21 protein-coding genes are annotated in these 26,076 nt (G+C 46.8%); 7 read left to right on the forward strand and 14 right to left on the reverse strand.

Annotated features, from left to right (window positions below):
* Window positions 1–56: 56 nt before the first annotated feature.
* Window positions 57–1,454: a polysaccharide deacetylase gene (locus tag MKY52_RS06050; protein ID WP_341050407.1), complete on the reverse strand. Its 1,398-nt coding sequence runs from the start codon at window positions 1,452–1,454 to the stop codon at window positions 57–59.
* Between the two features lie 107 nt (window positions 1,455–1,561).
* On the opposite strand from MKY52_RS06050, the gene MKY52_RS06055 reads away from it, so the two are divergent.
* Window positions 1,562–2,230, forward strand: a complete 669-nt coding sequence (locus MKY52_RS06055; protein ID WP_341050409.1) for a DedA family protein — start codon at window positions 1,562–1,564, stop codon at window positions 2,228–2,230.
* On the opposite strand, the gene MKY52_RS06060 is transcribed toward MKY52_RS06055, so the two are convergent.
* Window positions 2,205–3,491: an MFS transporter gene (locus MKY52_RS06060; protein ID WP_341050410.1), complete on the reverse strand. Its 1,287-nt coding sequence runs from the start codon at window positions 3,489–3,491 to the stop codon at window positions 2,205–2,207. The genes MKY52_RS06055 and MKY52_RS06060 overlap by 26 nt on opposite strands.
* 151 nt (window positions 3,492–3,642) lie before the next feature.
* Here MKY52_RS06060 and MKY52_RS06065 point away from each other — a divergent pair, with 151 nt between their 5' ends.
* Together MKY52_RS06065 and MKY52_RS06070 are read left to right on the forward strand one after the other, a co-directional pair.
* Entirely contained in the window at window positions 3,643–4,593 is a 951-nt protein-coding gene (locus tag MKY52_RS06065; protein WP_076301085.1) for a helix-turn-helix transcriptional regulator, read from the forward strand.
* Window positions 4,594–4,684: 91 nt separating this feature from the next.
* On the forward strand, window positions 4,685–4,996 hold the full coding sequence (locus MKY52_RS06070) for a zinc ribbon domain-containing protein (RefSeq protein WP_341050411.1): 312 nt from the start codon (window positions 4,685–4,687) through the stop codon (window positions 4,994–4,996).
* A gap of 81 nt (window positions 4,997–5,077) precedes the next feature.
* On the opposite strand, the gene MKY52_RS06075 is transcribed toward MKY52_RS06070, so the two are convergent.
* Window positions 5,078–9,361 carry an acyl-CoA dehydratase activase-related protein gene (locus MKY52_RS06075; protein ID WP_341050412.1) on the reverse strand — a complete coding sequence of 1,428 codons (4,284 nt, stop codon included), beginning with the start codon at window positions 9,359–9,361 and terminating at the stop codon, window positions 5,078–5,080.
* A gap of 123 nt (window positions 9,362–9,484) precedes the next feature.
* Complete coding sequence (bcp, locus tag MKY52_RS06080) at window positions 9,485–9,952, reverse strand: thioredoxin-dependent thiol peroxidase (RefSeq protein ID WP_445670982.1); 468 nt, start codon at window positions 9,950–9,952, stop codon at window positions 9,485–9,487.
* Window positions 9,953–10,057: 105 nt separating this feature from the next.
* On the opposite strand from bcp, the gene MKY52_RS06085 reads away from it, so the two are divergent.
* Both MKY52_RS06085 and MKY52_RS06090 read left to right on the forward strand, forming a co-directional pair.
* Window positions 10,058–11,110 (forward strand): LCP family protein, encoded by a 1,053-nt coding sequence (locus MKY52_RS06085; protein WP_341050415.1) that lies wholly within the window; start codon window positions 10,058–10,060, stop codon window positions 11,108–11,110.
* A gap of 122 nt (window positions 11,111–11,232) precedes the next feature.
* Window positions 11,233–12,549 carry a glutamate-1-semialdehyde 2,1-aminomutase gene (locus MKY52_RS06090; protein ID WP_341050416.1) on the forward strand — a complete coding sequence of 439 codons (1,317 nt, stop codon included), beginning with the start codon at window positions 11,233–11,235 and terminating at the stop codon, window positions 12,547–12,549.
* A gap of 74 nt (window positions 12,550–12,623) precedes the next feature.
* Here the strand turns inward: MKY52_RS06090 and MKY52_RS06095 are convergent, their stop codons facing one another.
* The 9 genes from MKY52_RS06095 to MKY52_RS06135 form a co-directional block, all read right to left on the reverse strand.
* Entirely contained in the window at window positions 12,624–13,244 is a 621-nt protein-coding gene (locus MKY52_RS06095; RefSeq protein ID WP_341050417.1) for a hypothetical protein, read from the reverse strand.
* Window positions 13,245–13,419: 175 nt separating this feature from the next.
* A complete protein-coding gene (def, locus tag MKY52_RS06100; RefSeq protein ID WP_076285953.1) occupies window positions 13,420–13,971 on the reverse strand; it encodes a peptide deformylase in 552 nt (183 codons plus the stop codon).
* Window positions 13,972–14,071: 100 nt separating this feature from the next.
* Complete coding sequence (locus tag MKY52_RS06105; RefSeq protein ID WP_341050418.1) at window positions 14,072–15,364, reverse strand: stalk domain-containing protein; 1,293 nt, start codon at window positions 15,362–15,364, stop codon at window positions 14,072–14,074.
* 127 nt (window positions 15,365–15,491) lie between these two features.
* Complete coding sequence (locus tag MKY52_RS06110) at window positions 15,492–15,752, reverse strand: hypothetical protein (RefSeq protein ID WP_341050419.1); 261 nt, start codon at window positions 15,750–15,752, stop codon at window positions 15,492–15,494.
* A 15-nt stretch (window positions 15,753–15,767) separates the two neighbouring features.
* Window positions 15,768–16,652: an inositol monophosphatase family protein gene (locus MKY52_RS06115; protein ID WP_076285871.1), complete on the reverse strand. Its 885-nt coding sequence runs from the start codon at window positions 16,650–16,652 to the stop codon at window positions 15,768–15,770.
* Window positions 16,653–16,889: 237 nt separating this feature from the next.
* On the reverse strand, window positions 16,890–17,897 hold the full coding sequence (uvsE, locus tag MKY52_RS06120; RefSeq protein ID WP_341050420.1) for a UV DNA damage repair endonuclease UvsE: 1,008 nt from the start codon (window positions 17,895–17,897) through the stop codon (window positions 16,890–16,892).
* Window positions 17,894–18,211 carry a hypothetical protein gene (locus MKY52_RS06125; protein ID WP_042123954.1) on the reverse strand — a complete coding sequence of 106 codons (318 nt, stop codon included), beginning with the start codon at window positions 18,209–18,211 and terminating at the stop codon, window positions 17,894–17,896. The genes uvsE and MKY52_RS06125 overlap by 4 nt, the downstream gene beginning before the upstream one ends.
* Before the next feature lie 47 nt (window positions 18,212–18,258).
* Window positions 18,259–19,350, reverse strand: a complete 1,092-nt coding sequence (locus MKY52_RS06130; protein ID WP_076285873.1) for a D-alanine--D-alanine ligase — start codon at window positions 19,348–19,350, stop codon at window positions 18,259–18,261.
* Between the two features lie 22 nt (window positions 19,351–19,372).
* Window positions 19,373–20,404: an amidase domain-containing protein gene (locus tag MKY52_RS06135; RefSeq protein ID WP_445670983.1), complete on the reverse strand. Its 1,032-nt coding sequence runs from the start codon at window positions 20,402–20,404 to the stop codon at window positions 19,373–19,375.
* 270 nt (window positions 20,405–20,674) lie between these two features.
* Between MKY52_RS06135 and acnA the strand changes: the two genes are divergently transcribed.
* Window positions 20,675–23,416, forward strand: coding sequence for an aconitate hydratase AcnA (gene acnA / locus MKY52_RS06140; protein WP_076285875.1), 2,742 nt, complete (start codon window positions 20,675–20,677; stop codon window positions 23,414–23,416).
* 445 nt (window positions 23,417–23,861) lie between these two features.
* Here acnA and MKY52_RS06145 read toward each other — a convergent pair whose 3' ends face one another.
* Complete coding sequence (locus MKY52_RS06145; protein WP_076285876.1) at window positions 23,862–24,605, reverse strand: IclR family transcriptional regulator; 744 nt, start codon at window positions 24,603–24,605, stop codon at window positions 23,862–23,864.
* Window positions 24,606–24,876: 271 nt separating this feature from the next.
* On the opposite strand from MKY52_RS06145, the gene MKY52_RS06150 reads away from it, so the two are divergent.
* Window positions 24,877–25,917: an alpha/beta hydrolase gene (locus MKY52_RS06150; RefSeq protein ID WP_042184661.1), complete on the forward strand. Its 1,041-nt coding sequence runs from the start codon at window positions 24,877–24,879 to the stop codon at window positions 25,915–25,917.
* Window positions 25,918–26,076 lie beyond the last annotated feature (159 nt).

Here is a 26,076-nt window from a genome sequence, read left to right on the forward strand (position 1 = left end):
AAAAGGGTGCCCAGACATTTGTTTTTTCTTTTTACTAGACAGCCTCAGCTCTTCTTTCAGAATGTTTTTACTCGGCGTTCTACTTCAGTAACGCTTATATTAAGCGGAGGATGACCTGTTGTCTCCAGCAGTTCTCGTAGCGATACCCAGATCGATCCACCAATCATTTCTACCCTCGCATCGATTGTCTTTTGACCGTTATCAGGATGGTTTAGAATCAATTGTTTGTTCATTACATCGGCAATGATCGCTTTCCCGTTCCAATCTATTTCTCCACTTCGGCTATTCACATCCCAGCTAACTCGCCCTCCAAGCCGTTCAATTACAGCACGAAGCGGAACCATATACTGTCCATTTCGCACGGAATATTCCCCGGGATTCAGCTTCGTCTCCAGCTTTCCGACCTCCAGAATCAATGGCTTTCCAGGCGCAAAGAGCTCCGCATTCGGTGTGATATTTGAGGCGACCCAAGCTTCTGAAGGCTTTTCCCGCCCCAAATTAGTGGCTTTTGAAGAGACTCTAAATTGTACAGGTTCTACCGTTTCATCCAATAAGCCAAAGTCATATCCAGCCGCCTTATAGCGTGCAATAATGTCCGGCAGCGCTTTGACGCTCTCTTGATGACCGCCACCATCATGTAGCAGCAAAATAACCTGGGAAGACTTCATATCCATTGTGGATTCCTTCAGAATTTCTGAGGCTGGCACGCCTTTCCGTTTAGAATCGCCGCTATCCACCGTCCAATCCATCACCTTATAACCTGCTTGCTTCAATAAATTGAAATAGGTATTATCAAAATGATCATAGGTTCCACCTGGGGCGCGGATAAGCTGTGGCCGAACCCCTGTAATCCCCTGAACAATCTCTTCAGTCTGTTTAATTTGATTCCAAAATTCCGTGAATTCACTATATAAATCATGGTAATTATGATTATAGGTATGATTGCCAATCGCATGGCCCTGTTCCCATATGGAGTCGATGAGCTCAGGATGGCTTTTCGCTTGATTACCAAGAACAAAAAAGGTTGCCTTCACACCTTCCTGATGTAAAATTTCAAGTACATTGAAGGTGTTATCGCTAGGTCCGTCGTCAAATGTAATATAGACTGTTTTTTTAGATTTTTTGGCTGCTGTGATTGCAGAACTCGTTGTCGAAACCTTGGATATTGCTTGAGGGAGTTGAGTCACAGTAAGGACCGCACTTAAAGAGGAGTGAACTTCCGGAGATGCAGAAGCGAGTGGTTCTACTGCAGATGGCAAATCTTGCATCGTCGCTGTGGTAAGCTTATTCTTAACAGATACAGACTCCGCGCTAGCGGGCTGCAAGGATCGGAGCTCCCATGAATTCAAGTTTTTCCCTATACTCCATCCGAGCATTACGATGAATATTACAACCATAACGAGCAATCCGCTTATCAACTTTCGGCGGCTGTGTGCGCTTTTATTACCCTTCATCTTCTCTACCTCCAGCATTCTATTGGCTTAAAAGCCATTTGGTAGATTGTATGAAGACAAGCTGTAAAATAGAATAAGGCAACTGCCTCTTGGAGAGTGACAATCTTATGGAAATGCTGAGTTTTATACAAGAATTATTCACCAAATATGGATATAGCGTATTATTCTTTGGATTACTTCTCGAGTTCGTTGCCCTGCCCTTTCCCGGAGAGACCACTATGGCGTTTGCCGGTTTCCTTTCCTATACTGGGAGACTTGATTTCTTTACGCTAATTGTAGTTGCTTTTGCAGGCACCACAGCTGGGATGACCCTCACCTATTTTGTCGGATTAAAAGCCGGTATGCCCTTTATCCAGCGATATGGAAAATGGTTTCTATTCTCACCTACTAAGCTAGAAAAAACACAGAAATGGTTTGAGAAATACGGAAGCTTTCTAATTTTTATCGGTTATTTCATTCCAGGGGTACGGCACTTTACAGGTTATTTTGCTGGTATTATCGCGCTTCCCTTCCGTAAATTCGCCCTATATGCTTATAGTGGAGCCATATTCTGGGTAGTACTGTTTCTTAGCATCGGAAAGGTGTTTGGTCCACAGTGGATGGGCATCTTCCATTTGTTCGAGTCATATGCGCTTTGGATTATCTCTGGTGGTGCAGTAATAGCAGCTCTTGTGATCATTTACCGTTATCGCAAAAACATAGGTGCCCGCCTCTTCCCTGGCAAAGCTGCCACTCGGATTCAGGCCCAGATTAAAAAACCTTCCAAGGAGCGGTGAATTCACCGCTCTTTTTACTACGTATCAACGCATACCCTGCCAACAGTATAGCAATTATAGAGAACCCTGCTCCCCCAGCAAAACCCAGCGCCCGAGGCTCCATCCATTCTAATAACCACCCCGCGATCAGCATGGATAACCCAAGCAGCGTATTTCCTACTGCCGACAAGAGTCCAAAAATAACAGGTTGCATAGCAGAAGGCGTCTCTCGCATAACCAGTGTATCCAGGCAAGCATTCCCCGTCCCTCCGGCAAAAGATAATAAAATATATAACATAAAAACCATCGTAAAATGATTGCTAACACTGATGCTCATCAGCAGTAATCCTTCGATCATAAGCCCACCAATCGCAACACCCAGTAGCCCTTTTGTTACATATCGTCCGGCAAAAAAGCTGAGACTAAGCCCGATTCCGAGCGCTGCATAAAAAGCCCCTACTCCTATATCTCCCGCTTCAAATTCCTGTACTGCATATACACTAATCAGTACATTATCCAGACCATTCAGCATCAGAACAAGCAGCTCATACCCGAAAATAACCTGTAACGTGATACTCCCGCTGATTAAAATCCACAGCGCACGCATTTTACTTGTCTTTTGCTGACGGTCTACTTTAGTTTTGAGTTTATCCGGAGAATCTATCTTTCTCTTATCCTCATTTACCCTATTAGTATTTTGTGGAATATCGATACCGAAGATTAAGAGCGCTGCGACCATAAAGGATATTGCATTCATCACGAATGCTGCCTCTGGGCCGAACCACATCGAAACTACACCCCCACTTAATGCACCCACTATAAGTACACAGCCACTCATAAGCTGCTCTAGTCCATTAACGGTCAGTAAAGAGTCTTTGGCCACCAACAAAGGAATGGAGGATTTACGAACAGGACTGTAGATCGCTTCCCCCGCCGCCAGCAAAAAACTCGCTATATATAACAGCCATAGCTTATCTTCCCCATCTACCCACAAAAAGGTTAGTGCAACCGGAACCCTAAGCACATCCGTAGCGATCATAATGTATTTACGAGGAAATTTACTGCCAAGTACACCTCCAAGCGGTGCCAGAAACAAATAAGGAAGCAGCCGCACACCTAGCGATATCCCCACAGCCATCCCTGACCCCGTTAATTGCAGCACCAATGCCAGCACGGCAACACTAGTAAAACGATCACCGATTCCATTGATTAGTCCGGCTGTGAACAGACGTGAATATCCCTTTTGAGCTTTAAAAATTGCAATAGCTGTTTGGTTACCCATTATCGTAAACCTCACTTCATCTATTTATATGAACATCTAATTAGATGTTAATCGAATTATTATTTTATGACAATGCTTTATTTTCAAGAATTTGCTAAGATGTAGTACATCATTACATAACGAATTTATCCGAAAAGGAGGGCTCTACCTTTTGAAAATTGATCGATTGCTCTCTATCGTCATTCTACTAATGAACCGGCGTCTCATTCAGGCGAAGGAGCTCGCCGACATGTTCGAAGTGTCCGTGCGTACCATTTACCGTGATATTGAAAGTATTAATGGGGCTGGAATTCCTATCGTCACCTATCAGGGATCGGGTGGTGGAATCGGCCTTATGGAAGGCTACCGGTTAGACCGCAATGTATTGACCGACCGCGAGCTGGCTGATATTTTCTCCGCTCTACAAAGCGTCTCCTCTTATGGCGGAACTGAACATACTCTGCTCATGGAGAAGATCAGTAGCGTAATCCCGCCCTCACAGACCGCCGCTTTCCGAAGCAAAACGACCCAGCTTATCATCGATTTCTCTCCTTGGGGTCTTCAGCCTATCCTAGAAGAGAAGATTGCAACTCTAAAAGAGGCGCTGGAAGAAAACAGAACTGTGGCCTTTGATTATGTCAATGCCGAGGGGCAGTCCAGTCAGCGTTCTGTCGAGCCCTATACTTTAGTCTTAAAAGGACAAGCATGGTACTTGTATGGTTACTGTCTGCAACGCCAGGATTTCAGATTATTCAAGCTGCATCGTATGAAAGGACTCGTTAAAGAAAAACGGGAATTCATTAGAGAAGATAGGGACATGCATGAGCTGCCCTGGAGCACTGATTATCAGCGAGTGACTTCTGCCTCAGTAGTGTCGCCAATCCTTCTGCACTTCACAGCTGAAGGCAGACATCTAGCGGAAGATCGCTTTGACTCCACTGAGCTTCAACCGGACGGACATGGTGGATATAACGTGTCCATCCATTATCCCGAGGACGGATGGCTCTATGGTTTCTTGCTCAGCTTCGGAACGGCTTTAGAAGTGCTAGAGCCGGAACATATTCGTCAGAAGCTTGGAGAGTTGGCTCTTGGGGTTGCCAAAAAATATGCAACCTCGCTTTAAACCTGACGGTATGTCGTCAGATTCATAGTTCTATAATGTACTTAAAGCGAGTGCTCATAAGCTTCGCATACTTTTAAAAGGAGTGCTGTATATGAATCAAGAGCATGTAGAGCAAATGCAAGGCGAACCGAAATTTTGTCAAAGCTGTGGGATGCCTATGCCTACGGAAGATTTACTTGGAACGAACAAGGAAGGGCAAAAGATCGAGGATTATTGTGTATACTGCTACGAAGATGGAGCATTTAAACAGCCTGATATTACGCTGCAAGAAATGTCTGACATTTGTACAGGCTACTTGGTTCAAGAAGGAATGGATGAGGCTGTCGCCCGCAAATTACTCGCCGAACAGCTGCCTCATCTGAAACGGTGGAGAGGCGTAGCCAGCTCTCCTTCAACAAACTAATAATCAGCACAAAAAAGCGGATCAAGTGAATTCTTGGTCCGCTTTTTATAGGCACTTCGTCTATATGTTACCTTTTTAAGCTCAGGTCAAACTGTAGGAGCCTTCAAGTAGGGGCTGCTGTAGCGGTTTAAGTGATGCTTCTAAATCAGACACAGCATTCCCTTCCTGACTGCTAGCAATCGACATCATCAGCTTGATTCGATTCGCTTGGTTAACTACACTAACTCCAGCATCATAATCAATGGCGACGATATTTGCGCCGGGATACAACTCCTTAAGACCCTTAATCATCCCACGCCCGGTAATATGATTGGGCAAGCAGGCGAACGGTTGAATACAAGCAATATTATTCACACCATTATCAAGCAGATCCATCATTTCTGCAGTCAGGAACCATCCCTCACCCATCTGATTTCCTACGGATACCAGTCGGCTGGCCTTCTCAGCAAGACCATAAATATTTTCCCGTCCTTTAGCCAGTCCGGCATCCTCAAGAGCTACCTTTATCGGCTTGCGATAAATCTCCAGATAGGAGATCAACATCGGATTAATATATCCTAGCCGTTTACTTTTGCCGAATTGTTCGGCTTTGTAGATCGGATTATACACGCAATAAAAGATGAAATCTAAGAAGTCTGGCATTACCGCTTCTCCGCCCTCTGCCTCAATCATCTCGATGATGCGGTTGTTGGCGTCCGGATGAAATTTAATCAGGATCTCTCCAACAATGCCTACTCTTGGTTTAGTAGCACCTGTAACGGGCAGCTTACAAAAATCGGCTACAATTTCACGAATCAGACGTTTATATTCTCGGAACGAGAAGTTGACTAGGCTGACCTTACAGCGCTCCATCCCCTTACGGAATAAACGCTCAGCACTCTCTGGAACGACCTCATACGGCCTAAAATGATTTAGCAACCGCATCATTAGATCACCATAGCAAGCCGCAGCGATCAGCCGATTTGCCAGCTTAAGACTGATTCGGAAGCCTGGCTGGTTCTCCATTCCAGAAGCATTCAGCGAAATCACAGGAATTTGTTCAAGGTCTGAATCCTTTAAGGCTTTGCGGAGCAAAGAAATATAATTCGTCGCCCGGCAGCCACCGCCCGTCTGTGACATGATTACAGCGGTACGATTCGGATCATAGTCCCCACTCTTCAGTGCCGACAGAATCTGCCCTATCGTTACAATAGCGGGATAACATGCATCATTGTTAACGTATCTAAGGCCCTCTTCCGTCTCTTCAGGTCCAGTGGTTTCAAGGATCTTGAGACGGTATCCCGCATCGCGGAAGACCTGTTCAAACAATTCAAAATGAATGGGCGACATCTGTGGCGCAAGGATCGTGTACGTTTCTTTCATTTCCTTCGTGAATGCTACATTAGCCTGTATTTTAGGCGGCTTCTGTGGCAGCACCTTTCCTTTTTCCCGTTCGCGCATCGCTGCCAGCAGTGAACGCAGCCGAATGCGCGCAGCGCCAAGGTTGCTAATCTCATCGATTTTGATCAGCGTATATACTTTGTTATGCCTTTCCATAATGTCTTGTACGGCATCACAGGTGATCGCATCAATCCCACAACCGAAGGAAGTCAATTGAACAAGCTCCAGGTCGGTTCGGACTGCGGCAAGGCGGGCTGCGCGGTACATTCGGGCATGATAGGTCCACTGATTAACTACCGCCACATCCCCTTCACTTCGGTCCAGATGGCAGACAGAATCTTCTGTCAGCACGGCGAGTCCCATACCGGTAATCATATCTGCAATGCCGTGATTAATTTCAGGATCCGCATGATAAGGGTGACCACAGAGAAGTATTCCCTTGTTCCCAGTGCTGGCAAGATACGCAAGCGTCTCTTCACCTTTGGTACGCACATCACTTTTGGCGCGATCAGCTTCAGCAAGTCCTGCCTGCACAGCATTCGCAATCTCTTCTCTCGGAATCCCTGTAAATGTCTTCACGAGCCCCTTAGTCAGCGCAGATCTATCGTCGAAGGTCAGAAACGGGCTGACCAGCGTGATTCCATTATCCTTTAGCCCATCCATATTGTTGCGAATAACCTCAGGGTAAGAGGCGACCACCGGACAATTGAAATGATTATCCGCTGCTTCATCTTCCTTCTTCTCATACACTACGGCAGGATAAAAAATAAAATCGACGCCTTTACCGATCAAGCTCTGCACATGTCCGTGCGCCATCTTTGCAGGATAGCAGATCGATTCTGAAGGAATCGTATCCATCCCACTTTCGTAAAGCTTCTTGCTTGATTTAGGAGAGAGAATTACCCGGTAGCCAAGTTTGGTGAAAAAAGTGTGCCAGAACGGGTAATTCTCGAACATATTCATCGTACGTGGAATACCGACAGTGCCCCGTGCTGCACCTGCCTCAGGTAATGCTTCATAGTCAAAGAAACGTTCATACTTATACTGCATCAAATTTGGCAGTACATTCTTCTCTTTCCTGCCTCCTGCACCACGCTCGCAGCGATTGCCTGTAACGTAGAAGCTCTTGTCCGGAAACCGACTGATCGTTAACGCACAGTTATTTCCACAGCGGCCACAGCGACCTGAAGATACCTCGTACTTAAAGTTGGCTATTTCCTCCGGTCCAAGCAGTGTACTTTTTCCGTCAGCCCCTGCTTGCTCACGGGCAATCAGTGCACAACCGTACGCTCCCATAACGCCAGCAATATCCGGTCTGACTACCGTTCTCCCCGTTAGGCGCTCAAAGGCCCGCAATACGGCTTCGTTATAGAAGGTGCCGCCCTGAACAATAATATTCCGCCCTAAATCCTCAGGGTTGCGAATTTTAATTACTTTTTGCAGGGCATTCTTAATCACGGAATAGGCAAGACCTGCCGAAAGATCAGCCAGCGACGCACCTTCCTTCTGAACCTGCTTCACTTTAGAATTCATGAATACCGTACAGCGGGAACCCAAATTAACCGGTTTGACCGCTTCCAGCGCTGACTTGGCAAACTCCTCGATACCTAATCCGAGCGCAGAAGCAAAGCTCTCCAGAAAAGAGCCGCAGCCTGCCGAACAGGCTTCATTGAGCATTAGACTGTCGATAGCACCGCCGCGGATCTTGATGCATTTCATGTCCTGTCCGCCGATATCCAGAATAAAGTCTACTTCCGGCATGAACTTAGATGCGGCCTTGTAATGAGCAACCGTCTCCACTTCACCGCCGTCCGTCCATAAAGCGGCTTTGATTAACCCCTCTCCATAACCTGTTACATAAGAACCTGCAATATAACAGCCTTCCGGTAGAACCCGATACATTTCCTTCAGTGCCTCACTGACAGAATACAAGGGATTCCCCTTGTTGCTGCCATAAAAGGTATGTAGAATTTCGTCAGCAGAGCCGGTCAATACGAGTTTGGTTGTTGTTGACCCCGCATCGATCCCCAGATAACAAGGGCCACGATACACAGCCAGGTCTGATCTGGCAGCAGAAGCTTTACCATGGCGCTGACGGAACGCAGCAAGCTCTTCGGGGTTCTCAAACAGCGGTGGTAATTCAGCATCCGCTGCCCGATCCGCTGTAAAATCCACAGCCGCTATTCGCGCGATCCAGCCTGAAAGCGGCAAAATAGTAGGATCCGCTTCAGAGAGTGCTGATCCAATCGCTACGAAATACTGCGACCGCTCGGGGAAAAGAATATCTGACTCCGCAAGTTCAAGCGTCTCCGCAAAACGCTGACGCAGGGCTGGCAGGAAGGTTAGCGGTCCGCCAAGGAAAGCCACCCGTCCGCGAATCGGACGTCCGCAAGCGAGACCGCTGATCGTCTGATTAACAATACTCTGAAAGATTGAAGCCGCCACGTCCTCCCGGCGGGCCCCCTCGTTTAATAGCGGCTGCACATCGCTTTTGGCGAATACACCGCAGCGTGAAGCGATAGGATAGATTCGCTCATGCTTCTCTGCCAATGCATTTAAGCCCGCTGGGTCGGTCTGTAGCAGTGATGCCATCTGATCAATGAATGCTCCCGTTCCTCCCGCGCAAGCCGTATTCATACGCTGCTCAATGCCGCCTCGGAGATAGATGATCTTGGCGTCCTCACCACCCAGTTCAATCGCCGTATCGCATTCTGGAATCAGCTCGCCAATCGCCTTTGTACACGCGATCACCTCCTGAACGAACGGTACGCCTCCCAGTTTGGATAAAGATAAGCCCGAGGAACCGCTTACAGTAAGGGCTGCGCCTCTCTCAGGAAATCTGCTCTGTACATCAGATAGAAGAGAGAGGGCTGCTTTTTTTATATCGCTATAATGTCTTACATAGTCCTGATAAACAATAATGTTACGCTCTATAACAACCACTTTCGCAGTAGTTGATCCGATATCAAGGCCAATACGCAGCATTATCACTACACCACCTCGTCTTGCTCCAAATTTGAAGCAATTATGAGGAAACTATATCATGACAACACCTTATGAAAGCTGTTAAAAATGTAACAGACTTTCACAAAAAGTTATTAACAAACTTTATGATTTGGAAATCCCTGCTATGGCAGATGCTACATGACCCTTCACTCGTACTTTCCGCCATTCTTCCACTAAGATCCCCTTCTCATCGATCAGAAAAGTAGAACGTACAATGCCCATGAATTCTCTACCATAGAGCTTCTTAAGCTGCCATACACCGAACATTTCACTGACCTTATGATCCTCATCAGACAACAGTGGAAAGGGTAGACTGTTCTTCTCCGTAAATCTCATATGCGAAGCCAAAGGATCTGGACTGATGCCTAGAACAACCGCACCAAGCGTAGTAATTTGATCATGGGCGTCCCGGAATTCGCAGGCCTCCTGCGTACAGGCTGGTGTCATATTTTTAGGATAAAAATATAAAATGACCTTTCGGCCCAGGTAATCACTTAAACTAACCTCTTGCCCGTTGGAAGACGGAAGAGTGAAATTCGGTACTTTTTGTCCAATAGCTACTACGTTCAAGTTATATCCACTCCTTCTTGATATTGGAGGATCGAGCATGAATTGCGCGTACCCCCAAAAGAAATTATAATGTAGAGAATGTGAATGCGAAAGGAAGAACGAGAAATGCCACCTAGAAAGAAAAGGCACGCAAAGACTAATAAGTCAAAAAAGAAACCGCTGCTTTGGATACTGGCCATTATACTCCTACTTATTATCGGTGGGGCCACTTACTACTTCACTTCCATAGTCAATGAGCTTGGCAGCATGTCGAACACCGAGAATTCACCATTCAAGGATGCTGAGACCGTTGATGTTGACACGCCAGAGCCTCCAAAGTGGGAAGGTACAGAACCTGTTAATATACTGCTAATGGGCGTAGATGCCCGCGGTGTCAAGAAGGGAGAAATTCCTCGTTCTGATACAATGCTTGTCGCCTCACTTGATCCCGTGAAGAAAAAAATCAGCGTATTCTCAATTCTTAGAGACACTTACGTTCCGATTCCAGATCACGGCGAAAAACGTATTAATTCAGCTATCATTTATGGACCTAACACGGCGATGCAGACTGTAAGCGATCTGCTCGGCATCCCGATTCAATATTATGTCTACACGGACTTCCAAGGATTCATCAAGCTAGTAGATGCCGTTGGTGGTGTAGATTATGAAGTCGAGAAAGATATGGTGTACAAGACCATTGCAGATGGTCCCGAGTATGACATTGATCTTAAAAAAGGATATCAGCATCTCGACGGTAATAAAGCTCTGCAATATGTACGTTTCCGACATGACGCTACCTCCGACTTCACTCGGACCGAGCGCCAGCGTGCATTTCTCAAGGTTGTGGCTGACAAGCTGATCAAGACCACATCCATAATCAAGCTACCGAATATCCTGTCTCAAGTTACGCCTTATATCGAAACCAATCTGACAGTAAATGATATGTGGAAGCTTGCAACCGTCGGGTATGATAGTACCATGGGCGGTAGTGAGCAAATTCCGCCAATGGATCTGCTCAAAGAGGAAACTACAAGTGACGGATCGCAGGTTATAGGCATTCGCAGTGAGAAGAAATTAAAGGAATTTGTTCAGGATACCTTAAATGGCCCTGAGCCAACGCCTACACCTTCAACTTCACCAGGGACTACTTCAAGTAGTAACACTAGCGGAACCCAATAAAGATCTGACAAGCAACGTTCACAAGTAGACACTACAGGCAATGGTATAATACGGGCGGACAGCGGAAACACCGTTGTTCGCCCGTTGCCATGAGCACCAACAATCGAAAGGATGATCACATTATGAATCGTTCCACATCTGAGCAACTTTATCACGAAGCCCTTCAACATATCGTTGGAGGTGTAAATAGCCCTTCCCGCTCTTTTAAAGCCGTTGGAGGCGGAGCACCTGTATTTATGAAACGTGCCAGCGGATCTCACTTCTGGGATGTAGATGGCAATGAATATATCGACTATCTCCAAGCCTATGGACCGATCATTACCGGCCATGCTCACCCACATATAACGAAGGCAATTACCACTGCAGCTGAGAATGGTGTTCTTTACGGAACCCCAACAGAGCTCGAAATTAAGCTTGCTAAAATGCTTAAAGAAGCTATTCCGTCTATGGATAAAGTCCGGTTTGTCAATTCCGGCACAGAAGCGGTTATGACTACCATTCGTGTCGCTCGTGCTTATACAAAGCGCAGCAAAATCGTAAAATTCGCTGGCTGTTATCACGGCCACTCTGATCTAGTGCTCGTAGCAGCAGGATCCGGGCCTTCTACGCTTGGCATTCCAGATAGTGCCGGCGTTCCTAGCAGTATTGCACAGGAAGTAATTACTGTTCCTTTTAATGATCTGGAAAGCCTGCAAGAGGCACTAGAAAAATGGGGCGAAGATGTCGCCGCTGTAATGGTTGAACCGATCGTCGGTAATTTCGGTATGGTGATGCCGAAGCCGGGATTCCTCGAAGGGCTCTGCAAGCTGGCTCATGATAACGGCTCACTCGTTATTTATGACGAAGTCATTACAGCCTTCCGCTTCCACTATGGTTCCACACAGACATATGCAGGACTGGATAACCATGAAGACATTACCCCTGACCTTACAGCACTCGGCAAAATCATCGGCGGCGGCCTACCAATCGGCGCGTACGGCGGACGTAAGCATGTGATGGAACAAGTAGCCCCATTAGGACCGGCATACCAAGCGGGAACAATGGCGGGAAATCCTGCTTCCATTTCCGCAGGGATCGCCTGTCTGGAAGTGCTGAGCGCAGAAGGCGTATACGATGAGATGGAACGGCTTGCGATCCGCCTTGTCGACGGTCTTCAGAAATCTGCTGACCGTCATGGCATTCCACTGACGATCAACCGCATCCGTGGTTCATTCTCTACTCATTTCTGTAAGCATCCAGTTACGAATTACGATGAGGCACAGGATACAGATGGCGAATTGTTCGGTAGCTTCTTCCGTCACATGTTGAACCGAGGGATTAATCTCGCCCCTTCGAAATATGAAGCTTGGTTCCTAACGACAGCACATACCGATGCAGATATCGACGCTACGCTGATTGCAGCAGAAGAATCATTCCGCGCTATGGCGGCTGAGAAATAAGACGTTATTTACAGCCACTAAACATACTAAAACCTACCACCAAGCTTCTGGTGGTAGGTTTTTTTGCATAGGCACTATTCGAAGTCAATTTGCTTGTCCAATATAATCTCTGTCATGGCAGGTCGAAACATTTGGCCTCCTCCGGGTATTAAGGCAAATTGAACCGTATCCAGATCCGCTGGCAGCGGTGGCGAGACCAAGAACTGCATTTGTGTATGAGCTCCCCCTCCGTGACCTCCATGCTGCTGGATTTCATAGGCTGCCTCGCTCAAAATCTCCAATGTTAGAGCCGGTTTAAGATAAACCTGCTCCACTGTTTCTTTTAAATACTTAATCTCCACAGTAACTATACTGAGCGTTTCATACTGCATAGCATGTGTAAGTGTATACTCACAATCTTCGAGGACTGTCCGCTTCACAATTGGAAGTACGCCGAGCAGTAAACCGGGCTCTTCCCAATATTTCCGTCTGGGCACAGCCTCATTCAGACTGTGTATATACTGTACAATCTGAGAAGTGTCCATCTCGAATCTAGTTGACCATTCCTCAAGGAGCTCACTTTCGGGGGAGAACCGTTTTTTGCCTGTTATAGCTTTACGTTCCTGAATCAGAGTCAAAATCTGCTCATCAATCTTCTTAACCTCATCATTATATTCGTTGACCACGCCTCTTATTGGCATTCTACCCCAACCCATTTAATAACCTCCTTCTGATAATAAAGTTAATTCCTACCCATTAGCTACATAGTACCTTCTGTGGATTATTTTGTAAAATATTCGAAATCATTCAATCTTGCAGATAGCAAAAAAAGCATGTGCCCCTCAGCTTTATGCTGCAAGACCACACGCTTTATGATTCAGAGATTTTCTTTTACTCGTACAAGTTACGGATTTCCACTCCCTGAGGAAGCTTGAATGGATTTTCCTTGTTGATTCGGTCGTAGAACATGATGCCATCGAGATGATCGATCTCATGCTGGATGATGATGGCTTGGTAGCCCTTAAATTTAAGGACCACTTCCTTCCCCTCAAGATCATATCCCTTTACCTTCACAGATTCATAACGAGGTACAAAACCATGCACCGGCCGATCAACGGACAGACACCCCTCGCTCTCCGGTAAGTACACCATGGTTAGTGAGTGACTGATGATCTTAGGATTAACCCAAGCATGCTCTACAATCCTCCCTCTCTCGTCCGTAGAATACATCACGAACATACGCTTCAACAGGCCGATTTGATTCGCCGACAGACCTACGCCAGAGCGTAAATTGTATTCTTCGGAAATCTCCGGGTCCTGGCTGTTCTTCAGAAACTGAAGCATACATTGCAGAGTCTCACGATCCTCCTTATGTAGAGGAAGCTCCACTGGTTGAGCTACGGTACGAAGTACGGGATGACCTTCCCGTACAATATCATCCATAGTGATGATATATTCAGCACTAAATTTTGAACTAGACAATATTCCATCCACCTTTGCCTTACGGGCTTAATTTAAAGTACCTATGATATAGTATGCAGATTTATGGATTTATGAAAGCCGTTCGCAGTTTGCTACTATAATTAACATCAAATCCAAGTCCGGTCGCCAATGCGGCAAGGGGAAGATAAGTTTTATCTTCTTTGCCTACCTTTTGCAGAAAAGCAGGGGTATCAATGGCTACATTCTGTCCATTCACCTTAATAAATTTGCTACCGATCGTGATTACAACAGTCCGTCCACCGTATTCAATAGTCGCACTGGAGGTCTTATTATCCCACTTTCCGTTAGCGCCTACGGCATTTAGAATATCTTTAAGCGCCAAGAAGTTCTGACCATTCTTAAGGATGGGCTTATTCGGCGTATTTAACTCTACACCCTTTACAACAATCGACATCGGTACAGTATCCGTAGCCATCGCCGCTACAGTGGGAATGCGGTAGTCCCCCCATTGTAATTCAGCAAATACTTTTGCAATGGTCTCGTATCCGAGCTGCGTTGGGTGAAAATCCGCTTGTCCTGCCCCGATAATATGCGTGAGTGATCCCTCTGAGCCGGCAAACTTTGCCGCTACATGAGCTACTACTACCTTTACTCCCTCTTGATTCATACTTGCAGCCACACGATCTGCCGAATCCGTAAATTTCGCTGCTGCGGTCATCAATTTAGTGTACATCGCACCAAGAGCGATCTTAGGAGCAGGCTGATATTGGTCAGCCAGTATAATTGTTGCTTGAGGATTTATCGCACGAATATTCTCAAGACTCGCCTTCACATTCGTATTGTAATCCGCTAGCTTCTGCTCCAGCTGAGATTCGAAATCTGTATCTGTCAGCTCCTTAACCTGTAAGAAAAGACGGCTTACATCATTCCCGCCAATTGTAATCGTAATCAGATCAGCTTCCTTCAGCTCTGATGCGATCTGTGGGGTTAACTTTACGAACTGGTCTATCCGCGGATCTGGGAGACCTGACTGAATACCTTCAGCAGTAATCACTGAGCCGTCCTTGATGGCTCCTGTGTAATTACGTAATCCAGCAGTGGTCAATCCAAGAATACCATAATTGGTAAGCTCGCTCCGGCCATGATACCACCCCTGCTCCAGTAGTCGCTCCGCATAACCGTAAGGCTTGGTATTCACATCCGTCATTCCCGGCTCGTATCCGGCAGTAATCGAATCGCCAAGAGCTACGATGCGAAAGACATCCTGACTTGCATCTTGTGTTGTAGACGTGTCAGCTGCATTTGCTGATCCGGCACCTACGCCAATTAGCACAGATAACAAAAGCATACTGCTTGTGCTAGCTGCTAAAATTCTTCTCCACTTGCTTAGCATCGTATCCCTCCCAAAATGTTCTAATTCTCATTCTACCATCCCTGATAGCAACGCAAAAGAGCGGCCTCCCATATTCGGGAAACCGCTCTGCAAATCACTAATATGATCACAGCTAGAAACGAATGTCTTATTCTTTATTTGAATCCTCTTGTGAATTCAAATTTTTCCCGGCACGTTCCAGATATTTATCATAACGATCGTCTAGTTCATGTCCAATCTTACGATACCGCAGCGTCTCCTCCACAATAGGATCCATTGTGGTCTGGATACGAATTTCATACTTCGGAGAGATCTCACGGATTTCTTTAGCTTTACGGTCACCCTGTTCCATCTCACCATCAACCAACATTTCGCTTAGCTTGCGTTCCAGATCATCCTTCTCGCTCATGATGCATCGTCCTCCCTAAAGCTTATATCCTGTTGCTTCAGCATTCTTCAGTGACGAAACCAAATATTCGTGAATATGACCATTACTTGCTACTATATGACGAGTGCCAATATCGTATGGACGCCCAAGCGTATCCGTAATTCTGCCCCCTGATTCAAGCACTAGCAGTACTCCTGCTGCACAATCCCAAGGGCTTAAGCCTACTTCCCAATATCCATCTACCCGACCTGCTGCCACATAAGCCAAATGTAGAGCAGCCGAGCCTCCTGCACGAATTCCACGAATCTGCGGAAGAACGCTCTGCAGTCCTGCCATATTCACAGGTTGCGCAAATTCACGGTCCGGTGGAAAGCCCATGGCGATCAAGCTGTCTCCAAAAACGTCCTCCGTAGAGACTGCGGTAGGAACACCATGCATGTAGGCTCCCTTACCTTTTTCAGCAACGAACATTTCATCACGAATCGGATCATAAATTACACCCACTGTTAATTCTCCACGAATCACTAAAGCAATGGAGACACAGTAAAAAGGAAATCCGTGTACAAAATTAGTCGTACCATCTACAGGATCTACAATCCACAGATATTCATGCTCACGAGCTTCTTCCAATGCAGCGGTTGCTGCTGCTGCTCCCGGGGAAACGCCTTCCTCACCGAGGATCGCATGATCTGGATAATGTGTCAGGATCAACCTGCGGATCATCTGTTCAACGCCTTTATCTACTTCTGTGACCAGATCCTGTGCTGATGTCTTTGTATTAAGTTCCTTCACCAGGCCCTGTCTGCTCTTTATCCATTCTCCTGCTTTGGCAGCAGCATTAATGGCAACCGCCGTATGTCCCTTGCTTGTTACTACATAGGGTTCACGTTCTTTCTTACCCTCTGGTTTTAAAGGACTCATATCTTCACTCCGCTTCCTTGAACATAATCGCCATTGGCATGAAATTTAAAGCAATCCTATTCACAATACCGTTCAATACGCCAAAACGTTCTCAAAGTTCCGCCATAAGGGATACCCATTTCTATGATCCCTTGAATGTTAATCGTAATAAAGTTTCATTCAACGTACCCTATTTCAAGTTACATATCAAGTCATGATAGGGCCCGTATTCGGGACCTATCGCCTTATTTTCATTGTTTAAGGTTCGATATTCACACTTGCCCCATTTAATACAGAAATTCCGTTACCGGCATCCGCCAACTCCTTCATTGCTTCCATCAATCCAAATAACGCACCATCTTTTAGTTTTGCCTCAATCATAACATCGACTGCAGGGGTATCTGCAGCTATCCGCTTTAAAAAAGCTACTAATGGCGCAGGCTCCACACCATCTGCATGGCTGCGTGGATCAGACGGACTGCGCGGACTAGATACATGAATCTTAGGCGGGAAAAGCTCTCCAGATGGTACATCCTTCTGTGCAAGCTCGCTCCGCCATGTCTGCTGAATATCAGGCCACAGCTCCCAAGGGAGCTCTCCTTCATTATTCACCCATTGATGGTGAATATCCAGCACCATCGGCAGGCCTACGTTCTGGCAGACTGCCAGTGTCTCCGGGGCTGTGAAGGTCTTATCATCATTCTCCAGCGTAATACGTGCCTGCAGCGCTACTGGTAGCTCGCGGAAATGCTTCTCAAACCGCTTGGCTGCCACCGGCTTGTCCCCATAGGCTCCGCCAATATGAATATTGTTCTTCGCTATGGCAGGAAGTCCCATGGCATTCAGCATGTCCGTGTGGTGCTGCAAATCCCGGATGGAACTTACTAGCACCTCAGGACGGGGTGTACTAAGCACTGTAAAGTGATCTGGATGAAAAGACACCCGCATCCCATGCTTTTTCACATATTGCCCCACTTCCGCGAATTCCTCAGCGAGCGCAGCAAACGGATTCCAATCCTGTAAATCAGGATGCGTCGCCAGAGGAATCAACTTGGAAGTGAGACGGTACACGAAGATGTCCGAACCCACATTATGCTTCATTAGTCGCAGCGTATTGTGCAGATTCATCCGAGCGAGGTTCTCCAAACGCCGAAGTGCCGCTTCACGGTCATCCAGCTTCTTGAAGGAGGCCATCGTCATAGTCTTGGATGGTGAGCAGTCTTTGATAACGGTGGACATCGCTACATATCCAAAACGGACAATCATCCCTGCGCTCCAAAAAACATTTCATCTGCTAGTGCAGTTTGCACTTTTGATTCTTCTTCATTCAATTTACGCACGAGTTCCATTTCGACCGCTGTAACCTCATGCCCCTGAAAATTAATTTCTGCGATCGAGGCTGAGATTTTGACGATCGCTACAGCTACATTCTCAGGTGTGTAGGCAATCACCTTCTGACCCGTCGGATACACGCGAAAGCCCTGCTTCACCATTTTGGTACGCCCATACTCCAGCAGCTCGTACAGCTCTTGTTCATTCTTGAACTTACAGACGGAATTAAATTCAGTTTGAAAACCCATATTTCGTCGCCCCTTTCCAGTCGGGATGAACCCGCTAGTAGCTTCAATTACTCATTGTCATACTTAAGACCTTGTTTGAAATTATAGCGCTCTAAGGCTAACTCAATCATACGGTCTAACAGAGCTCTATAGGATACACCTGTCTCACGCCACAATAGCGGATACATGCTGTAAGGAGTGAAGCCAGGCATCGTATTCACTTCGTTAATTAGAATTTTACCATCCGATCTCCGCAGGAAGAAATCCGCCCGGGTAATCCCGCTACCCTCAATCGCTCTAAAAGCGGTTATCGCGGACTCCCGCAAACGATCAGCAACTTCAGAATCTACTGGCGCAGGAATCATCATTTGCGATTTACCGTCCGTATATTTAGCTGCGTAGTCATAATATTCTCCAGAAGAAACGATTTCACCCGGAACAGAGGCCTCTGGCTCATCATTTCCGAGCACACCGACCTCTACCTCACGAGCATCCACGAATTCCTCAATAATGACTTTGGTGTCATAACGGAAGGCGAAATCTATAGCTTTTACAAGACTTTCCTTATCAGAAGCCTTAGAAATACCTACACTTGAGCCCAGATTAGCAGGCTTTACGAATACTGGATATCCCAGTTTATCCTCTACACCCACAATCAACTCATGGCTTTTTCTTTTCCAAGCGCTGATGTTAAAATAACAATATTCACACTGATCCAGACCTGCATCAGCGAATAGCTTCTTCATAACAACCTTATCCATCCCTGCCGAAGAGGCAAGAACACCAGCCCCAATGTAAGGAATATTCGCCATTTCGAACAACCCTTGAATTGTTCCGTCCTCGCCATACGTGCCGTGCAGCAGTGGGAACATAACGTCCACCGCTTTATCCGCACCGGATAGTCCACTAAATACTACATTCAGGGCTGTGCCCATATCTTCCGTTGCATCTGAAAGCTTGAGCTGCTCTACCTCACTATAAGGTGCCGATAACGTCTCTCCGACTTTCCACAAGCCCTGTTTTGAAATATAAAACGGGATAATCTCATATTTATCGTAATCAAATGAGTTCATCACGGCAAAAGCCGTCTGTAGCGATACCTCATGTTCTCCGGATTTGCCCCCGTACACCAGCCCTACGGTTAGTTTTGCGTTCCCCATACCTTTATAACCTCTTTCTGTCTTATAAATAGTCGTTAATATGAAAAAAACGGTATTTCGTTTGATCCGTCCATGCGTAGGAATCACGATAGTCCCAGAAGCGATGACGACTGCTAACTGTACGTGCATTCACAAGCGGCATGCCACCAGCATCAAAGGCTGTGACGATCGTGCTGTGCTGGTATTGCCCGTTACCATCCCAATCATATTGAATGATATCGCCCAGCATCAATTGCTCCGGCCGCTCCATGACTTCCGCACGCAAGCCACTGCTCCGGCTAACACTCAAATAGCGCTGCAGACTGTCTGATACAGCCCAGCTATAACTCCACCATTCTTGTTTTCCTTGGTAGCCTTTGTACCACCAACCCGTTTCTCTTTTACCAGTATAGTTGATAGGCGCGCCCCCTGCAAAGAGGCATTGGGAGACATAATTCGTACAATCTACCTCAAATGTTTCGAACTCCGGATTCCCGTCTTTCCACCAACGATCGGCATAAGCCACCGCTTCTTCACGGTTGTAGCGAACCTCTCTTGAGCCCGAGATCTCACCAAGAATATTCCGATTTAGAAGGGGCTGTGATGGCAGCGGAGCAGGCAAAGCTTCCCCCCATTTGGACAACCTGCCTGATAACTCCGCCTCAGCTCTATGAACTGTATTCCTTTCGGGAATGGTTCGTTCAATAGCAGCGATTTCCCAACCCCCTCCGTCCCGCACAAAGGTCAACCGCTCCAGCTCAACCCTATCCTCGCGGTGGTTAACGCCTCCTTTTTCATAATAAAGTGCACTATGCAGCGTAACCTCTGCTACCACCTCATTCGGAGTCTGCCGGACGGTCCGTAAAGTCTTCACACCTGTTTCCCCACGCAGCGGAGTGATCCCACGAGCGGTATACCATTCAGCGATACGGCGTGAACGTTCCCCTTGCTCCACCAGAAAACGTGGATCTTTAACGGATACGGAAACTGTTTGCGATGAGGACTTAGGTTCCACCCTGGCCTTATTCACTTGATCTACATATACATATAGACTCTGCTTCCACTGTTGTTCCATTATACTCGCACCCCTTCATTCCCTTTTAACTACTGCTCTATGTATATGAAAGGAAACAGGCCGCTATACAGATCGCTTCAATTTACAGGGTAGGGCATATGCTTTGCTTATAGCTTACGTTTTAGAGGTAACTCTAAATGGTTTCTGAGATGCGATATTCGGGCTTTATATATAGGAAAAAAAACTTTACTCCCCTCTTTGTAACCGTTATAATTAAATAACATGCAATGTGAAATTGAGTTTCAATAGATGAAACAAGGAGGCGCACATATGCCAAGCAAGGATCATTTCTCGTTGGCCCGCACCCTGGAATCAGGTGGCAAATCTTATCGCTATTATGATCTTAACTCCCTTGAGGAACAAGGATTGGGCTCTATCTCTTCCCTTCCTTTCTCGATCAAAGTATTACTTGAGGCGGCTGTTCGTCAATTTGACGGACGGGCGATTACAGAAGAACATGTGAAACAATTGGCTGATTGGTCAGGCGACATTGATCGCAATAAAGAAATTCCGTTTATCCCTGCTCGTATCGTACTTCAGGACTTTACCGGTGTTCCGGTAGTCGTAGATCTGGCAGCTATGCGTGACACCGTAAAGAAAGCCGGCGGAGATCCTAAACAGATCAACCCGCTCGTTCCCGTTGACCTTGTAATTGACCACTCTGTTATGGTTGATGCTTTCGGTACGGCAGACGCTTTGGAATACAATATGAACGTGGAGTTTGAGCGCAACGAGGAACGCTACCGTTTCCTTCGCTGGGCACAGACCGCTTTCAATAATTTCCGCGCAGTTCCTCCAGCTACCGGTATCGTGCATCAGGTGAATTTGGAGTATTTGGCTTCCGTAGCCACCACTAAAACTATCGATGGTGAAACTGTCGTTTATCCAGATTCCCTTGTTGGAACGGACTCCCACACTACGATGATCAATGGACTTGGTGTTGTGGGCTGGGGTGTAGGCGGTATTGAAGCTGAAGCAGGCATGCTCGGACAACCGCTCTATTTTGTTACACCAGATGTAGTGGGCTTCAAGCTTACAGGCAGTCTTATCGAAGGGGCTACAGCAACAGACTTGGCTCTGACAGTGACTGAAATGTTGCGTAAAAAGGGCGTAGTCGGCAAATTCGTCGAATTCTACGGTCCTGGTCTTGCTAACATCAGTCTTGCTGACCGGGCAACGGTTGCTAACATGGCGCCAGAATACGGAGCAACGATCGGTTTCTTCCCTGTAGATGAAGAGACACTTGCTTATCTTCGCAGCACAGGTCGTCCAGATGATCTGGTAGAGCTCGTTGAGTCTTATTACAAAGCGCAAGGTATGTTCCGCACTTCGAATACGCCAGATCCTGAGTTCAGCGATGTAATTGAACTTGACCTAGCTTCTGTCGTTCCAAGCTTGGCTGGACCAAAACGTCCGCAAGACCGGATCGAACTTACGCATATGAAAGAAAATTTCGAAGGTATTATCCGTACACCTGTAGACAAAGGCGGTTACGGTCTCAGCGATGAGAAAATCGCCCAAGTTGTAGAAATAGAACATAAAAATGGCACCAAAAGCAAGCTAAGCACAGGCGCGGTCGTGATCGCAGCGATTACAAGCTGTACGAATACTTCCAACCCTAGCGTTATGCTAGGTGCAGGTCTTTTGGCGAAAAAAGCTGTGGAACGTGGTCTGACCAAACCAGCATACGTTAAGAGCAGCTTGACTCCAGGATCATTGGTTGTTACTGAATATTTGGAAAAAGCAGACTTGCTGAAGCCACTTGAAGCACTGGGCTTCTACTTGGCGGGATATGGCTGTGCTACTTGTATCGGTAACTCCGGTCCATTGCCTGAAGAGGTTAGCCAAGCCATCACTGATAACGATATGACCGTAGCTGCTGTAATCTCCGGTAACCGTAACTTTGAAGGCCGCGTACATGCTCAGGTCAAAGCAAACTACTTGGCTTCACCGCCGCTCGTAGTTGCTTACGCACTGGCTGGCACTGTAAATATCGATTTACAGACTGAACCGCTTGGATTTGATCCACAAGGTGAACCTGTATTCCTGAAGGATATTTGGCCAACTACTGCTGAAATTCGTGAAGCAATCGGTCTCTCCCTTAGTCCGGAGATGTTCCGTCGTAAATACGAGAATGTATTCACTGCTAATGAACGTTGGAATTCTATCCCTGTTCCACAAGGCGAGCTGTATGAGTGGGATGATAATTCCACGTATATTCAGAATCCGCCATTCTTTGAGCATCTGGCAGACGGTCTGGGAGACATCAAGGATATCAAGGATGCACGCGTTCTGGCGTTGCTTGCTGACTCCGTAACGACCGACCATATCTCACCTGCAGGTAATATCTCTACCTCTGGTCCTGCCGGCGAATATTTACGCGATCATGGTGTAGAACGTGCAGACTTCAACTCCTACGGCTCACGCCGCGGAAATCATGAAGTCATGATGCGTGGTACATTCGCTAATATTCGGATTCGTAACGCAGTAGCTCCAGGTACAGAAGGCGGAGTTACAACCTTCCTGCCAAGCGATGAAGTCATGTCCATCTATGACGCTTCCATGCTGTATCAGGACGCTGGACAAAATCTCATCGTTATCGCCGGTAAAGAATACGGCACAGGAAGCTCACGTGACTGGGCTGCCAAGGGCACGCTTCTGTTGGGTGTTAAAGCTGTTATCGCTGAGAGCTTTGAGCGGATTCACCGCAGCAATCTGGTTGGTATGGGTGTGCTTCCACTGCAATTCCAGGAAGGACACGGCTGGAGCAGCTTGGGACTGACCGGACGTGAGACCTTCAACATTACCGGTCTCGATAACGAGGTGACGCCAAGCCAAGATCTAACTGTTACCGCTACCCGTGAAGACGGTACTCAGTTCGATTTCCCTGTCACAGCACGTCTCGACAGTACGGTTGATATTGATTACTATCGCAATGGTGGTATTCTACAAACTGTACTTCGTCAAATGCTGGCGGATGCCACAGATTCTTCGGCTGTATCTGTAGAATAGACTTAATAAAGAACTGTCTCGCGGCCATGAGTGGCTGTGAGGCAGTTTTTTTTGTGTAGTTATTAGGGGCTTCTATAGATTAGAGGGGTGTTCTTACAGCCATGAATCGAATGGGCTGCTGGGGCATCCCTGTTTCTTGTCCTACCTCCATGCACGTTCCTAACTCTAAGCTACGTTTGATTCGTTGATGCTTGCGTGTTCGAAGCAGTTGTCGAATATAGGGAGTGATTATGATTCTACGCCTATCTAATAGGACTCAGATGACTGGTGATCGAATTAAGCGGCAAGGGATATGGGTACGTGGTACGGGTTTCTGGCTCTAGCATAAGCTGCACCTTTCAAAAACAAACAGCGATCCTCCAGTAACGGAGAGATCGCTGTTCTGCTTCTTAACGGTCTGTCTCATTCAGCGAAAAGCCCACTTTATGAGACCACCCTGTTCTTCCTATGGAATCATCATGCCCATTTCACTTGCTGCTTCCTTCAAGATGGCGGCATACTCCACTAACGTATCCCTAGACAGGCGGCTGACCGGCCCTGACAGTGATAACGCCGCAATCACATTTCCACTACGGCCTGTGACAGGTACCGCCACAGCAGCCGCACCAGACTCACGTTCTTCGAAACTCGTGGCATACCCCAGCCGGATGATCTCATTAAGCTGATCTTTGTATACACTCTTCTCAACGTAATCCGGCCACTCCGAACTCTCCAGCAGCTCTCTCAACACCTCAGGTGGTGCATACGCTGCTAACACCTTACTCGACGCCCCTACGGATAATGGCAGCCTCGCACCGATCTGTGCGACTCTACGGATCGCCTGCTGGCTCTGTACCGCCTGAATACGTACGCGTTCAATACCATCCCTTAAGTAAAGACTTACCGTCTCACCGAGTCGATCTCTCAGCCGTTCCATAGATGGCAGCAATACCGCTGCCGACTCGTCAAAAGCAGGCAGATGCGTAGACAACTCCCAGATTCGTATACCCAACCTATATTTTTCTGTCGCCGGATTGCGAATAAGAAAGCCCTTTTCCTCGAGTGTTGCCAGCAATCTGTGGACTGTACTCTTATGTAAGTCAATCTTTGATGCGATCTCCGTTAACCCTAAATCACTGTCCTGCGTAAAACAAAGTAATATGTCGAGCGCACGTTCTACCGCGCGTACCGTTAGCTTTCGGTCCTCCACAGTAATCCCCCCTCGTGTTTCATCAAATGAAACGCGGTTACATTATAATTAACTCTATCTTAGTGCAAAACTCTACGGAAAGTCCAGTATATTCACTGAGCCGATAAAGACTGGTCCGCACTTTACAGTTACATTACAAAACGGTCTAATTCATTGACTTTGTAAGTGCTTCAACTTACGATAAACATATTAAATATACTAATGCTTTAGTATCATTTTCGACAAATTATCCTAGGCACTAGTACTCACATCATACTTAGGAGGGGACCTTATGGATCTGACAACCAGCCGAGCCGGCACGTCAGTCTCCCGTCGTCCTAAACTACCTAAACAGGGCAGTTCATCACGACTATCGCTGCGGATGATCCGTGTTAAGCATATTATCGTTGCATTGCTATTATCTATATTTTTCTTTTTAGCATTTTGTTTTGTCTCGCTCCATGGCTACATCGCTTGGGTACTATCCAATCCAACCGTCGCGCCACTGTACTCCAATCCTATGATGGCCAAAGGCCTCGCCTACGAGGATGTAACCTTCCCAGCTAAGGATGGCAGTCGCCTGATGAACGGCTGGTATATTCCAGCCAAGGATGCTACTAAGACTATTGTGTTCAGTCATGGCTATGGTGCCAACCGCGAAGAGTCTTGGGTACCTATGTACGATCTCGCGCACTATGCACACAGTCTGAATTTCAATGTCGTAATGTTTGATTACGGATTTGCTGCCCAAGGTAATAAGGATATTGCAACCGGCGGCAAAAAAGAATCCCAGCAGCTTCTAGGCGCCATTGATTTCGCAAAGGAACGCGGAGCTAAAGAGCTCGTTGTTTGGGGCTTCTCCATGGGTGCTGGCACAGCACTGCAAGCAGGATTAGTATCTGAGGACATCGATGCGATGATTCTGGACAGCACCTTTTTGTTAGAACCAGACACGCTGTATCATAATATCAAGCAGAATATCGATCTGCCGCGCCAGCCTTCCCTGGCGATCATGGAAATGCTGTTCCCGGTACTGAACGGAACGGGACTAGATCAGATTCCTTATGCAAAGGTTAAATCCAAAGATTATCCTTTCCCTATCCTATTCATGCATGGAACCAAAGACGATAAAGCACCTTATCCTATTGCCGAAGAACTAGCAGCAAATCAGAACAATCCGTTCTCTGATTCCTGGATCATCGAGGGTAGTCATCATGAGCTGTTGTTCCGCGAGCATCCCCGTGAGTATTTGCGGCGGGTCTCCGCTTTCTTAGGGAATGTCCATCTGGCCAAAAATAATAATGGCGATCAGCCGGCGATGGCAAGTAATTAACTAAGCGCTAATAACCATACGAACAGCCTCTTCCAGGGACAGAAAGAAATGTATCCTAGGAAGAGGCTGTTTTCATCCCCAGGAAAGAAAGAAGCCAAAGAGGCACTCTAAGTTTATGTTCTTCATAACCTTCCAAGACCGTTCATATAATGGACTGAT

The organism is Paenibacillus sp. FSL P4-0184 (assembly GCF_038004625.1).
In the GTDB taxonomy this organism is placed as follows: domain Bacteria; phylum Bacillota; class Bacilli; order Paenibacillales; family Paenibacillaceae; genus Paenibacillus_AQ.